The sequence below is a fragment of the Chitinophagales bacterium genome, from assembly GCA_013816805.1.
GTDB lineage: Bacteria > Bacteroidota > Bacteroidia > Chitinophagales > UBA10324 > MGR-bin340.
Map to the genome: position 1 here is coordinate 58478 of JACDDS010000008.1, position 13775 is coordinate 72252.

Here is a 13775-nt window from a genome sequence, read left to right on the forward strand (position 1 = left end):
TTTTCAGCCAAAACCATGAGACCCACAGATCAAACCATTGCACTTTCCAATCCTGATGGAGCACAACTCGGCACCATTCAAAAAGCAGGATTAGCCATTCTTGCTGCAGGATTGTTTGCTGCTCTTATTGCTTTAGGTGTTAGAGAAAATTCGCAGCCGTGGTTATTTTTCATCGTCTCCTTTGGATTGGTAACAGTGGGTACTCTCATTTTTATCATTAACACTTTCTTGTCTCAGCCACCGGGAGTAAAAAATAACGGTATCTGGTTTAAGCCCATCAGCAGCCGGAAAAATGCAGCGTATTTATTAGGCATCATAATCACGGTATTTTATATTGTCCTGTATTGGTTTCCTGGTTATCTTGAAAACTGGATCCGTATGTGCGATCCGCTCAGCCAGCTTCTGCGTTCTAAACCAGCCGATCAGTGGTTTTTATATGGAACTTTCTATACTATCTCCATTGTGATTATGGGATTGCGGGCGATTTTAAAATACCGCCACTCTCCATATCAAATTATTCGTACCTCATCAATCATATTTTTCCAGTTGGGATTTGCTTACCTAATCCCGGCATTACTTCAGTTTCTTAATCAGCCGGAGTTTTATTTTAGCTATTTCTGGCCGTTGAAATACAATTACCTTTTTCCAAATGATATTCATAGCCTTCTTTCACAGCCGGGAGGCCTGGGCGTATTTATGGTTTTCTGGACCGCTGTAATGTCCCTTATTGCAACTCCCATTCTTACCTATTTTTTTGGGAAGCGCTGGTATTGCTCGTGGGTTTGCGGTTGTGGCGGGCTGGCCAATACCGCCGGTGATTCTTTTAGGCAGCTCTCTGATAAATCACTACGCGCCTGGAAGATTGAACGGCGGACCGTTTACTCAGTTTTAGTTCTTATTGTATTGATTACAGCGTTACTTTGGATTAATTCATTTTCCGGCGGAACTGTTTTTGGATCGCTTTCAACGGGTCTTGCCAAGTCTTATGGATTTTTCATAGGTGCCATTTTTTCGGGGGTTATAGGTGTTGGTTTTTATCCAATTATGGGAACCCGCGTCTGGTGCAGGTTCGGCTGCCCGATGGCAGCATACCTTGGCATTTTGCAAAAATATTTTTCACGCTTCAGAATTACTACCAATGGCGGTCAATGCATCTCCTGCGGAAACTGCTCCACCTATTGCGAAATGGGTATCGATGTGAGATGGTATGCCCAAAGGGGTCAGAATATTGTTCGCGCATCCTGTGTCGGTTGCGGTATGTGCTCTACAGTTTGCCCCCGTGGTGTATTAAACCTTGAGAATGGTCCGATGCATGGCCGAATGGAAAATGGTCCGATCCAGCTCTCCGAAAAAGGGCCCTATATCCCTTCATGAATATTCTTTTGCCGGTGTGTAAGAAATTGTTCTGATCTCTCAGCACTCAAAGACTTCCTATTCAACTTTGTTTGATATTCACAATAGAGATTAAAACATCTTAGTCTTTCTGAAGTGAGGATAGTTGCACTGTGTACTTATTTACATCTGTAATACTTTCAGCTAACTTATCTTTGCCCATCTCTTGATGCACAAATTTTTAATTGATGTACTTATACCTGCTTATAATGAAGAGTTGTCGATAGCTAAAGTAATTGGTGACATTAATAAGCAGCTTGTGAGAGAAATTGTTGTGATTGATAACAATTCCAGAGACCTGACAAGTATAAATGCAACAAATGCAGGTGCTACTGTTATACAGGAAAAACGACAAGGTTATGGAGCCGCTTGTTTAAAGGGTATAACCTTTCTTCAGGGAAAAAAATTACCACCTGATATTGTTGTCTTTATGGATGCAGATTACTCCGATCGTGCAGATGAAATGGAGCAATTAATCAGCCCTATTATAAATGGCGATGCGCAATTAGTGATTGGCTCACGGGCATTGGGAATTGTAGAAAATAAAGCGATGACTATACCTCAGATTTTTGGCAACTGGCTGGCGACCCGAATGCTACAGCTGTTTTATGGTGTCAGATTTACAGATTTGGGACCCTTTCGCGCTATACGCTGGGAATCGCTGCTTTCATTAAAGATGGAAGACACCAATTATGGCTGGACCGTCGAAATGCAGCTAAAGGCGGCAAAGCAAAAGTTGAATTGCGTGGAAGTTCCGGTAAGTTACCGGCGGAGAATCGGCAAATCGAAAATATCAGGTACTGTGAAAGGTACTTTGCTTGCAGGCTATAAAATCATTCTTACGATCTTTAAATACCTTTAACGATGCTTATAAATAGTTTAGTTGCAATCGTTATTATTATTTACATTTTCTCATTGCTCTTCATATTTTGCTACAGCCTCGTTCAGCTTAATCTTGCCATTACCTACTTAAGAAATAAGCGTTCACTCCGAAAAAAAAATATTGCTCCTCCTAATTCAATAACTGATTTTCCATTAGTCACCATTCAGCTTCCCATATATAATGAACGGTATGTGGTAGAGCGGTTACTGGATGCCGTTTCACTGATTGAATATCCAAAAGACAGGCTGGAAATCCAGGTGCTTGACGACAGTACGGATGACACGGTTCAGATCATCGAAAAAAAAATGGAGCAATTAAAAGATCGTGGCTTTAATATAATGCAGGTGCGGCGTATGAACCGGAATGGATATAAAGCCGGTGCTTTATCTAATGGACTTAAGTTAACTAAAGGTGAATTTATAGCTGTCTTTGATTCTGATTTTTTACCAAAGCCAGATTTCCTTTTGCAAACAGTACCTCATTTTAAAGATCCTCAGATTGGTGCTATACAAACGCGCTGGGAACATCTTAATAAAAATTATTCACTGCTTACGAAGCTCCAGGCATTTGGCCTCGATGCTCATTTTACGGTAGAGCAAAATGGAAGAAATATTGGCGGGCATTTTATAAATTTTAATGGTACTGCCGGCATCTGGAGAAAGGAATGTATAACAAACAGCGGAGGATGGAAGTCAGACACGCTTACAGAAGATCTCGATCTTAGTTACCGGGCTCAATTAGCCGGTTGGAAATTTATGTACATCGAGAAAATCGGTACACCTGCCGAACTACCGCTTGCTATGAATGCACTTAAAATTCAGCAATTCCGGTGGAATAAAGGAGGTGCTGAATGCGCTAAAAAATATTTGCCTTCTGTACTAAAGCGGCACGACCTGAAACTTTCAACCAAGGTTCACGCTGTTTTCCATTTATTGAATTCCACTGTATTTATTTTCATTCTCTCTACTGCATTGCTAAGCATTCCAATGCTATTCATTAAAAAATATTTCCTCAATCTTTCAGGCACCTTTTATTATGCATCCTTTTTCCTGATCAGTGTTGTAATTCTATCTTTATATTATTTCACTTCGTTAGCGCAGCAGGAAAAAAGGTTTCCACGCAACCTTTTTCAGTTTTTGGCAATATTTCCTCTATTCCTGTCCATCTCCATGGGATTGGCACTCCATAACGCAATTGCGGTGATAGAAGGATTCATGGGAAAGAAAACGGCTTTCAACCGAACCCCTAAATTTAATACGCTGGCGTCTAAAGATTCCTGGAAATCGAATCAATACTTAGAGAATTCCATAACGTGGATGACCATATTAGAAGGGTTGCTTGCACTTTATTTTACAGCTGGAATTGCAATCGGAGTATATCTTAAAGATTATGGATTGCTGCCTTTTCATATTCTACTCACTTTTGGTTTTGGCATCGTATTTTATTATTCGCTCGCTCATTCACGGTCCATATCAGTAGCTGCAAAATGAAGCGGCGTGCAACTATTACAGCAATACTTATTTTAACGGTTGCTGGTTATGTATATACAGGATACTTCCTGTTGAGACAGAATTTTATTCAATATCTCAGCGTGTATTTATTTCTTTTTACCGGATATATCTTTTTATGCAAACAGTACACCTCTTTACAATTAAAGTCATCATCGGAAAAATGGTTTCCTTCTCTTTCAATTGTTATGGGTGCGGGTATTTTGTTCCGTTTGCTTTTTCTCTTTTCAGTGCCTGTGCTTTCCGATGATTTTTATCGTTTTATCTGGGATGGATCAATGCTGGCAAATGGAAGAAATCCATTTACCATTATCCCTTCTTCAGCCATGCTCAATGCAGAGTTTCAAAATGCTTATCTATGGAACATCTATGCTAAAATGAATTCTCAGCCTTATTACACGGTGTATCCGCCCGTTTGCCAGTTTGTCTTTGGAACAGCAGTAAGACTGTTTTCAAATAATATGATTGAGTCGCTTTTTCTCATGCATGCGGCCTGCATTGCATCGGATATAGGATCTATTTTCCTTATCAGGAAGTTATTAAAATATTTTAACCTTCCTGAAGGTAACGTAATACTGTATGCTTTAAATCCACTTGTAATTATAGAGCTAAGCGGGAATTTGCATTTCGAAGCCATCATGATTTTTTTCCTGCTGCTTTCCATCTGGCTTTTAATAAGGTCAGCTATGGATTTGTCGGCATTAGCTATGGGATGTGCCATCTCTGTTAAGCTGATCCCGCTGATGTTTCTTCCCTTTTTTATACGGCGGCTGAATAGGAAGCAAAGCATTATTTATTTTTTAATCACAGGCTTTACTGTGCTGATACTTTTCCTTCCCTTTATTAATCAGAATTTGATTGATCAATTCGGCAGCAGCCTTTCTCTTTATTTCAAAAAGTTTGAATTTAACGCAAGCTTGTACTATGTTATAAGAGGGCTTGGCTTGAAATTTAAAGGCTACGATATCATTAAAAATGCTGGTCCTTTATTGGGATTGATAACCTTTGTTTTAATCATAGCAATTGCTGCATTAGAAAAAAAGTTAACCACAAAAAATCATATCCTGAGCATGCAGTGGGCTTTGACAATTTATTTATTTATGGCAACTATAGTTCACCCCTGGTACGTTACCACCCTGATAGCATTTTCGGTTTTTACAGAATATCGTTATATAATGTTTTGGTCGCTGCTCATCGCATTTTCTTATAATGCTTACCAATCACAGCCCTACCATGAAAACCTATGGTTTACAGCTACAGAATACGTTTTGGTTTTCAGTGTCCTGATTTATGAACTGCTTGGAAAAAGAATTCAATCTTCAGTTCAAAAATTAATAATGTCTTAATCGAATCTACCTGAAATAAATGGTATATATAAGTGGATCAGGTATGCACAGAAGTTTTATCAGCGTATAGTGCTAAGAGCTTTTCATATTTCATTCGGGTATATTCACCCGATAACTGAGAAATTTTATATCCATAATAACCGTCTAAAAAACCAAGCTTTAAAATATAAGACCGGATGAAGGTAAACCACTGACGAAGTTTAATGGAGAAAGAAGAAATTTTTTTTCCCTGATTAAACAATTCAATAGCCATTAGAGCTGAATATCTTTCATTCTTTTTTTTATGTTCTTCAATGGATGAATATGCATAATGAAGTACATTTCCATAAAGCAATTCTATTCTTGCATTTTCATCATTGATTTCTATTTTTTCATGAACATTCCCTTTCCACCGGGCGGTTCTGCGATCGAACATTCGGATCTTTATACCCGGATACCAGCCTGAATGCCTGATCCACTTACCGCAGTAATTAATCAGAATTTTACACCTGTAAAATAATGTAAAAGGGTTTGTTTTTATACTGAGGATTGATTGCTTTAATTCATCTGTTAATTCTTCATCAGCATCGATGTAAACAATCCAGTCATTGTGCGCCTGATCACTACCAAAATTTCTCGAAGCCGCATAACCTTCCCATCTATGTTCAATTACTCTTGCTCCAAGGGTTTCGCTTATTGCTTTTGTCTGATCGGTGGAAAATGCATCTATTACTACCAAATCATCTGCTACACCCTGCAAAGAACGAAGACATCGGGCAATATTTTTTTCCTCATTAAAGGTTATAATTACTGCCGATAGCGATGGCATCGTCTCTGTTTTGATTGTACAGGTAAAATAATAACAGGAACGTAAGAAAAAAAGCAGTACCGATTTGCTCTTCCAGTGCACAGTCGGTTATGAGTGAGAAAACAGAGATTAATAAAAAGATCATGGTGAGCGAATGCTGCCTGTTTATCCGTTTAAAAAACGGCATCAGGATAATAATAGTAAATATCAATGCACCAATTATTCCTGTTCCTGCTGCAAACACTAAAAACTGGTTAAGCGGTAACAGATAATCCGGATGCTGGGGGGCCAGATCCAACTTATATCGCATAGCATCGTTAAGGTCGCCGATACCTACACCTGTTAGTATATTTTCTTTTGTCAGTTCCCATCCTTTTTGCAATGAAAGAATTCGGCTGGCATCTGACAAATGGGCGGCATGGTTATCTTGAAAAAGCTGGTGCAGATCGTAGATCACATAGCTGAGCCGCCCCTGCATAGTAGGAAAAGTCAGATAAGAAATTACCGGAAAGCTTATAATAGCCGCAAAGGATAACAGCGTCGCTTTATATTTCCGCTTGATAAACAATGAAGTTCCAATTCCATATAATGCTCCAATGTAAAACCCAATCAACCCGCTTCTGACAGCGAGAATGTGAAGGAAAAAAATCAAAAAAAGCGTAAATAAAGCGATAACCCATTTTTCAAATGAGTAAAAAAGTTGAAACTTTTGAATGTATAGATAGATCCCGATAAAAATACTGAAGGCCACCATTAATGAATAACGCAAATGATTAAATGGTGTTTGCAAAACCGAGCCGTGCGCATACATGTTGTTTACCTCATCATACTGTTTAAGGTATTGAACCATTGCAACAATGGAAGTTATACTTACCAGCATGAAAAAAAGATAGAGAAATAAATTATACAGCCGTTTCGAAAAATTATTCTTTAAAACAGAAAAGGAAAAAGGCATGAATAAAAAGGGAAGCTTCATTCTTACACGGTCAATCCAATAAACTGAATTAGAAGAATTAATACCGCTGATTACGTAAATAAAGAAAATAAAAGTAAGCGCAACCAATATTTTGTCAGAACTAAATATGCGGAAGTTTTTTCTTACATCAGTTACAATAACTGCATAAGCCGCCATTGAAATCATACCTATGCTAATGAGCGACCGCGACAAGAGCATACCCGTAATTATAGCTGCTATGGAAAGAAAAGGTATTACCCGGAAATAGTTTTTAAGCAACAATAAATTCATGCGCGCAGATTCGGGCACTGATACAGGTGAATTCGATAAAACGATAGATTCTGCTTTTTCTTTTATCAGGCTGCTAAAGTACTATCTTTCATAAAATGGCTGACTGTTTTATAGTTGCACATATTAACAAAATGAGGTATATCCTGAGAAGTACATTAAACGAAATTATTACAAATAAGTAAATCTTATGGCGCTGGTTTGGCAAACCATATGTGAAAGGATTCTTACACAAAAATTAGCAGAAAACGTTTTCATTAAAAGCTTTTTCCCGGTTAGCGGTGGCTGCATCAATCAATGTTATGTAGTTACAACCTCATACGGTAAATTTTTTCTTAAGCTGAATAGCGGAGCGTATCCCAAAATGTTTGAAACTGAGAAGAAGGGATTAGAGTTGTTGAATCATGCCGTTACAGGTATTGCCCCCGATAGTATAGGCATCGATGAAAAAAATGATCAGATACAGCTTTTAGTTCTGGAGTGCATTGAAACTGCTAAGCCTGCCTATGATTTTTGGGACGATTTCGCAAAAAAACTTTCTGTAATTCATCAATCCACCGGTGAATTTTTCGGATTAGACCATAACAACTATATCGGATCATTACTACAAAACAATGATCCGTTACCTGACTGGAACTCTTTTTTTATAACCCGGAGGATAGAGCCGCAATTAAGAATGGCAATAGATCAAAAAAGTATTGAAAAAGATGCAACACCATATTTCGAAAGACTCTATCCAAGGCTTTCTGAAATATTTCCAATAGAAAAACCGTCTCTGATTCATGGTGATCTGTGGTCTGGTAATTTTATGACGGGAAAGGATGGATATGTGAAGCTTATAGATCCTGCCGTGTATTTCGGCCATCGTGAAACTGATTTGGCTATGTCAAAACTTTTTGGCGGATTTTCAAACAAATTTTATGAAAGCTATCAACAGTATGCACCACTTGAACAGGGATTTGAGAAACGGAAGGATGTTTACAACCTCTATCCATTACTGGTACATGTTAATCTGTTTGGTGGTAACTATTCACAACAGGTAATGTCCATAATAAAAAAGTTTTGATGCAGGCAGATTGATACTTTTATATTTTTATCCTTATCAATATATTTCAGTGAGGTATGCACGAAACTTTTGAGCTAGTTTACAAGGGCATGCTTCTCGGCATGATTACCGCACTTTCATTTGGACCTATTTTTTTCACTATTATTGAAACCAGCATCAGCCGTGGTGTGCAGTGGGCTATAAGCATAGCTATAGGTGTGTTATTAAGTGATGCGTTTATGATTACGATTGCTTCCTTAAGTGTAAGCTCGGTTACTGAAAACCAGCATATAAAAAATATCATTGGCCTTATCGGAGGAGTTCTATTGGTGTTTTTTGGAATCTATCATTGGTTCAAAAAACCTTCATCGAAACTGATACCTATTGCGAGCTCAAAAATGGGCAATCTCTTATATATCTTTAAAGGGTTTTTTATCAATATGCTGAATCCGTTTGTACTGGTTTACTGGATCAGTGCAGTCAGCATTGTGTCGATTAACCAGGATTATAATGATGCTGACCGTACAGTTTTTTTTGTTGCCGCATTGGGATTCAATTTTTCATTGGATATGCTGAAAACCTTTCTCGCTGCCAGGTTCAAGCACTTGATGAATGAAAAAAGAATCCGCGCGCTTAATCGTTTTGTAGCAGTAGGGCTAATGATTTTTGGAGTGCGGTTGATTCTTAAAACATTTGGGATCTGAATCACTTTCTAATGTTTAAATAATGCTAGTGCTGGTACTTCATAAATTGACGAGGTCACCACAGGCCAAAATATTTCAGAAGCCTGCTAAGAGTCCAAACTTGATGTAAGCATTGGAACTAAATTAACGCCGGTGAGCGCCTGCGATTTCAGCCCGGAGGGATTTTGAAATCGCGATTCTTTTGGTTACTTTCTTTTTAAAACAAAGTAATAAAAATTAACTGATCCATAAAGATTATAAGCTATGGTGTGGACATAAACTAATCATAAAAAAATTTAACAATAAGTGTGAATGCTGGATATTTGGTGAAGAATTTAAATACCAACCATAAATATATCCCATACCATTACCATTATAAGAAATAGCCTTTACATTTGGAAAGATAATTTTATCTGCTGAAACTTGCACCTCGTCGAATTGCTGGAACCGTAATTTTGAGGACTCTTACTTTACTTCCTGAATAAAAATATGAAGCATCTTTTTCATTTTATTTTCCTGTTAGCACTTTCGCGCTCTAGCTTTTCACAGCAAACATTTCCACGGAATGGTGTAAAAGATGAGCGCGAAAAATATTTTGCATTCGTGCGCGCGACTATCGCAGTAGATTATCAGACAATGGTGAGTGACGCCACCTTGCTTATCAGAAATGGAAAAATTATCGCTGCCGGAAAAAATGTAACACTGCCTAAAGACGCAGCTATAATAGATATGACCGGCAAATTTATTTATCCTTCCTTTTTAGATATATATTCTGATTATGGGATACCTGAAATTAAAGGCAAGCAGCAAAATGGTCCGCAGGGCCCCCAATATTTGACAAATAAAAACGGGGCATACAGCTGGAACCAGGCCATTAAACCTGAAGTACATGCTGATGAATTATTTACGCATAATAATGATGCAGCAAAGCAATTGCGTGAGTCCGGTTTTGGTGCTGTTTCTACCCATCAGAAAGATGGAATCATTCGTGGCACCGGAGCGGTTGTTTTATTGGGTGAAGAGCGCGAAAACGGTATGATTTTAAAGAAACAATCGGCATTATACTACTCTTTTAATAAAGGATCCAGTACGCAGGATTATCCTTCCTCATTAATGGGCAGCATTGCACTGGTACGGCAGGCGTATTATGATGCACAATGGTATAAGAAAATGAATGGCAGCTCAGAAACCAATATATCTCTTGATGCTTTAAATAATGAGTTATCGCTTCCGCAGGTTTTTGAAGTAAATAATGTTTACTCTGCTTTGCGCGCAAATAAGATCGGCACTGAGTTTAATATCAGGTACATCATTAAGGGGCATGGGGATGAATATCAACGTATGGATGAACTGAAAGCAGCAGGTAATGCCTTAATCATACCCGTTAATTTTCCATTAGCTTATGATGTGGAAGATCCTTACGACGTTCAGCAAATTTCACTAGCGGATATGCTGAATTGGGAGATGGCCCCGGGCAATCCGGCTGCACTCGATAAAGCCGGAATTTCTATTGCAATTTCTACCGCTGATTTAAAAGAAAAAAAAGATTTTCTGAAAGATGTAAGAACAGCCATTAGCTATGGGCTCAGTCCAAAGGCTGCTTTGAAGGCTTTGACCTATACACCTGCAAATTTGCTCAACATTTATAAGGAGGTAGGAAGCCTGGAACCAGGGAAGGTGGCGAATTTTATTATCTGCTCTGACAGTGTCTTCAGCAGTAAAAATGTGATCTACCAGAACTGGGTGAAAGGCTCGCAGTATGTAATCAATAGTTTTGATTTTAAAGATATAAGAGGCAGCTATACTTTAACGGCTGGATCGGTCTCAAACCTCAGTTTAAATATTGATGGATCAGCAGGACAGCCCGATGCTTCTATAAAAATAAGCGATTCAATAAAATTGAAAGTCACAATCAGCAAAAGAGATGAGCTGATCTCCTTATCATTCCATTATCCAAAAGATACGAGCACCGGCATGTACAGGTTAAGCGGTTACTTGAAAGAGAGAAATATGGAAGGCACCGGCCAGGATGTAGATGGTAACTGGATAAAATGGAGCGCACAATATAATGCTGACTATGCGGAAAAGAAGGATTCTTCTAAAATAAAAAAACATGAAATTGAAGGGCATATAATGTATCCATTCATTGGCTATGGAAACACTTCCTTGCCGAAGCAGGAAATATTTCTGTTCAAAAATGCAACCGTATGGACCAATGAATCCAACGGCTTTTTAACCAATACCGACGTATTAATTAAAAATGGAAAAATTGAGAAGATAGGAAAAGATATTTCAGGTTCTTCCAATGCACACATTATTGATGCCACCGGTAAATACCTTACGGCTGGTATCATTGATGAACATTCTCACATTGCTATTGCAGAAGGAGTTAATGAGGGTACCCAGTCTGTTACTTCAGAGGTTCGCATCGGTGACGTTATCGATCCAACAGACATAAATATTTACCGTCAATTGGCGGGCGGAGTTACAGCTTCCCATTTATTACACGGATCTGCAAATCCGATTGGCGGCCAAACACAGTTGATAAAATTACGCTGGGGATATGGTCCTGAAGAAATGAAATTTCAAAACTGGCCGGGCTTCATAAAGTTTGCTCTTGGGGAGAATGTGAAACAGGCAAACTGGGGAGATCTGTATACTTCACGTTTTCCTCAAACCAGGATGGGCGTGGAGCAAACAATGTATGATGCTTTTATACGGGCACGGGATTATAAAAATGAATGGAATGAATATAATTCAATGTCTGCAAAGCAAAAAGCCGGGGCAGTCGCACCCCGAAGAGATTTAGAGCTCGATGCACTGGTTGAAATTCTGGACGGCAAAAGATTTATTACCTGCCATTCCTATGTGCAGTCAGAAATTAATATGCTGCTGCATGTTGCCGATTCCATGCATTTTAAGATGAACACCTTTACGCATATCCTGGAAGGATATAAAGTGGCTGATTACATGAAACAGCATGGAGTTTATGCATCCACTTTTTCTGACTGGTGGTCCTATAAATACGAAGTATATGATGCCATTCCCTACAACTCAGCGATATTAACCAAGGAAGGCGTAGTGACCGCAGTCAATTCGGATGATGCAGAGCAGGCGCGGCGATTAAACCAGCAGGCGGCAAAAGCTGTTGAGTACGGGTCGTTGAGTGAAGAAGAGGCGTGGAAACTATGCACGCTTAATCCTGCTAAAATGCTTCACGTAGATGATAAGGTGGGAAGTATTAAGGTTGGTAAGGATGCTGATGTAGTGCTGTGGAGCGATAATCCCCTTTCTATTTATGCGACCTGTGAAATGACTTTGGTTGATGGGATTTGCTTTTACAGTACCGAGCTGAATAAACAACATGAGCAGTGGCTGCAACAGGAACGCACCCGGTTAATTAATAAAATGGCAAAAGCAAAGGCCAGTGGTGAACCAACACAGAAACCAAAAGTGCAATTCAATCAGGAATGGCATTGCGAGACATTGACAACGGGAGACATGGTAGGAAAATAAAGATTCATCACCTTTTTTAAGCAGTAAAGATCAATATCTAATCCCAGCAATAAATACCATGAAAAAACTTATTTTATTTCTTTTTCTTCTTTTAATAATTGTATCTGCTTCATACCCGCAGCGAATTGCGCCGGCTGCCACCCAGGATTCTGCCGTAATGTTAATCGGAACTATCCATGTTGGGAACGGACAGGTAATTGCAAATGGCGCGGTTATTTTTGATCAAGGAAAAATTACCTACGCCGGAGAGGCAGCTAATGCACCAAAGGTGAATGGGAAGATGAAAGTTATTAATGCTGCAGGAGCACAAATTTATCCTGGCATCATTGCTCCAAATACTTATTTAGGACTTGCGGAAATAGATTTAGTGCGGGCTACTAACGATTATGGAGAAACAGGAATATTTAATCCCGGAGTGCGCAGCCTGATTGCCTACAACACTGATTCTAAGATTATTCCTACGGTGAGGTCTAACGGAGTTTTACTGGTGCAGGCTGTTCCCCAGGGCGGAACTGTTTCCGGTGCTTCCTCTATAATGCAGCTGGATGCGTGGAACTGGCAGGATGCTGTATACAAAGAAGATGATGGCATCCATCTGAACTGGCCTTCTTTTTTCAATTTTCAATTTAATGATGGAGCAGCTACAGTAAGTGTAAATGAAGATTATGAAAAACAGGTGAATGAGATCCGTTCTTATTTTATACAGGCCAGAGCATACAATGAAAATGCAATGCACGCTGAGCGCAATATCAATTTTGAAGCAGTTAAAAATATATTGGCCGGTAATAAGAAAATATTTATTCACTGTGAGTACGTAAAGGAAATTATGAACGCCGTAAGTTTTGCCAAGGACTTCCGGCTGAAAATGGTAGTCGTCGGAGGCCGGGATACTTATATGTGCACAGATATTCTTAAGGAAAATAATGTACCTGTAATCCTCGGCGATGTCCACGCTTTGCCACAGGGAGAAGATGTGGAAGTTCATATTCCTTACAGTAAAGCGGCACTGCTTCAAAAGGCCGGTGTGCTGTATTGCCTGAGTGTTAGCGGCTCATGGCAGCAGCGTAACCTTCCTTTCATGTGCGGTACTACGGTGGCATATGGAATTACTAAAGAAGATGCGCTTAAATCCATCACCTCCAATACTGCAAAGATCCTTGGTATTGACGATGTAACTGGTACCGTGGAAGCCGGAAAAGATGCCAACCTTGTAATTTCCAGTGGCGATCTGCTGGATATGAAAACAAATGCCGTTCAATTTGCTTTTATACAGGGAAGACAGATTAACCTTGATAATTCCCAAAAACAATTGTATGCCACCTATATGAAAAAATTCGGGTTAAAATAAGTCCAGTGAATTCTTTCCGGCTCT

At 39.1% G+C, this 13775-nt stretch carries 10 protein-coding genes; 8 read left to right on the top strand and 2 right to left on the bottom strand.

Annotation, left to right across the window (positions count from 1 at the left end; translation table 11 throughout):
• Positions 1-15: 15 nt before the first annotated feature.
• The 4 genes from H0W62_08275 (at position 16) to H0W62_08290 (ending at position 5129) form a co-directional block, all read left to right on the top strand.
• Positions 16-1374 carry a 4Fe-4S binding protein gene (locus H0W62_08275; GenBank protein MBA3648531.1) on the top strand — a complete coding sequence of 453 codons (1359 nt, stop codon included), beginning with the start codon at positions 16-18 and terminating at the stop codon, positions 1372-1374.
• 187 nt (positions 1375-1561) lie between these two features.
• Complete coding sequence (locus H0W62_08280) at positions 1562-2254, top strand: glycosyltransferase family 2 protein (GenBank protein ID MBA3648532.1); 693 nt, start codon at positions 1562-1564, stop codon at positions 2252-2254.
• Positions 2255-2256: 2 nt separating this feature from the next.
• Positions 2257-3765 (top strand): glycosyltransferase, encoded by a 1509-nt coding sequence (locus tag H0W62_08285; protein ID MBA3648533.1) that lies wholly within the window; start codon positions 2257-2259, stop codon positions 3763-3765.
• A complete protein-coding gene (locus H0W62_08290; GenBank protein ID MBA3648534.1) occupies positions 3762-5129 on the top strand; it encodes a hypothetical protein in 1368 nt (455 codons plus the stop codon). The genes H0W62_08285 and H0W62_08290 overlap by 4 nt, the downstream gene beginning before the upstream one ends.
• A gap of 37 nt (positions 5130-5166) precedes the next feature.
• On the opposite strand, the gene H0W62_08295 is transcribed toward H0W62_08290, so the two are convergent.
• Together H0W62_08295 and H0W62_08300 are read right to left on the bottom strand one after the other, a co-directional pair.
• On the bottom strand, positions 5167-5937 hold the full coding sequence (locus H0W62_08295; protein MBA3648535.1) for a glycosyltransferase family 2 protein: 771 nt from the start codon (positions 5935-5937) through the stop codon (positions 5167-5169).
• On the bottom strand, positions 5903-7162 hold the full coding sequence (locus tag H0W62_08300) for an O-antigen ligase family protein (GenBank protein ID MBA3648536.1): 1260 nt from the start codon (positions 7160-7162) through the stop codon (positions 5903-5905). The genes H0W62_08295 and H0W62_08300 overlap by 35 nt, the downstream gene beginning before the upstream one ends.
• Positions 7163-7349: 187 nt before the next feature.
• Here H0W62_08300 and H0W62_08305 point away from each other — a divergent pair, with 187 nt between their 5' ends.
• From H0W62_08305 to H0W62_08320, 4 genes are all read left to right on the top strand, one after another.
• Positions 7350-8225 carry a fructosamine kinase family protein gene (locus tag H0W62_08305; protein ID MBA3648537.1) on the top strand — a complete coding sequence of 292 codons (876 nt, stop codon included), beginning with the start codon at positions 7350-7352 and terminating at the stop codon, positions 8223-8225.
• A gap of 56 nt (positions 8226-8281) precedes the next feature.
• Complete coding sequence (locus tag H0W62_08310) at positions 8282-8908, top strand: LysE family transporter (protein MBA3648538.1); 627 nt, start codon at positions 8282-8284, stop codon at positions 8906-8908.
• Between the two features lie 468 nt (positions 8909-9376).
• On the top strand, positions 9377-12403 hold the full coding sequence (locus H0W62_08315) for an amidohydrolase family protein (GenBank protein ID MBA3648539.1): 3027 nt from the start codon (positions 9377-9379) through the stop codon (positions 12401-12403).
• Between the two features lie 58 nt (positions 12404-12461).
• Positions 12462-13751 carry an amidohydrolase family protein gene (locus H0W62_08320; protein MBA3648540.1) on the top strand — a complete coding sequence of 430 codons (1290 nt, stop codon included), beginning with the start codon at positions 12462-12464 and terminating at the stop codon, positions 13749-13751.
• Positions 13752-13775 lie beyond the last annotated feature (24 nt).

Bases quoted from the DNA above. Each gene is read 5' to 3' on its own strand.
- H0W62_08275 (MBA3648531.1), top strand. From the start codon at position 16: ATGAGACCCACAGATCAAACCATTGCACTTTCCAATCCTGATGGAGCA.
- H0W62_08280 (MBA3648532.1), top strand. From the start codon at position 1,562: ATGCACAAATTTTTAATTGATGTACTTATACCTGCTTATAATGAAGAG.
- H0W62_08285 (MBA3648533.1), top strand. From the start codon at position 2,257: ATGCTTATAAATAGTTTAGTTGCAATCGTTATTATTATTTACATTTTC.
- H0W62_08290 (MBA3648534.1), top strand. From the start codon at position 3,762: ATGAAGCGGCGTGCAACTATTACAGCAATACTTATTTTAACGGTTGCT.
- H0W62_08295 (MBA3648535.1), bottom strand. From the start codon at position 5,937: ATGCCATCGCTATCGGCAGTAATTATAACCTTTAATGAGGAAAAAAAT.
- H0W62_08300 (MBA3648536.1), bottom strand. From the start codon at position 7,162: ATGAATTTATTGTTGCTTAAAAACTATTTCCGGGTAATACCTTTTCTT.
- H0W62_08305 (MBA3648537.1), top strand. From the start codon at position 7,350: ATGGCGCTGGTTTGGCAAACCATATGTGAAAGGATTCTTACACAAAAA.
- H0W62_08310 (MBA3648538.1), top strand. From the start codon at position 8,282: ATGCACGAAACTTTTGAGCTAGTTTACAAGGGCATGCTTCTCGGCATG.
- H0W62_08315 (MBA3648539.1), top strand. From the start codon at position 9,377: ATGAAGCATCTTTTTCATTTTATTTTCCTGTTAGCACTTTCGCGCTCT.
- H0W62_08320 (MBA3648540.1), top strand. From the start codon at position 12,462: ATGAAAAAACTTATTTTATTTCTTTTTCTTCTTTTAATAATTGTATCT.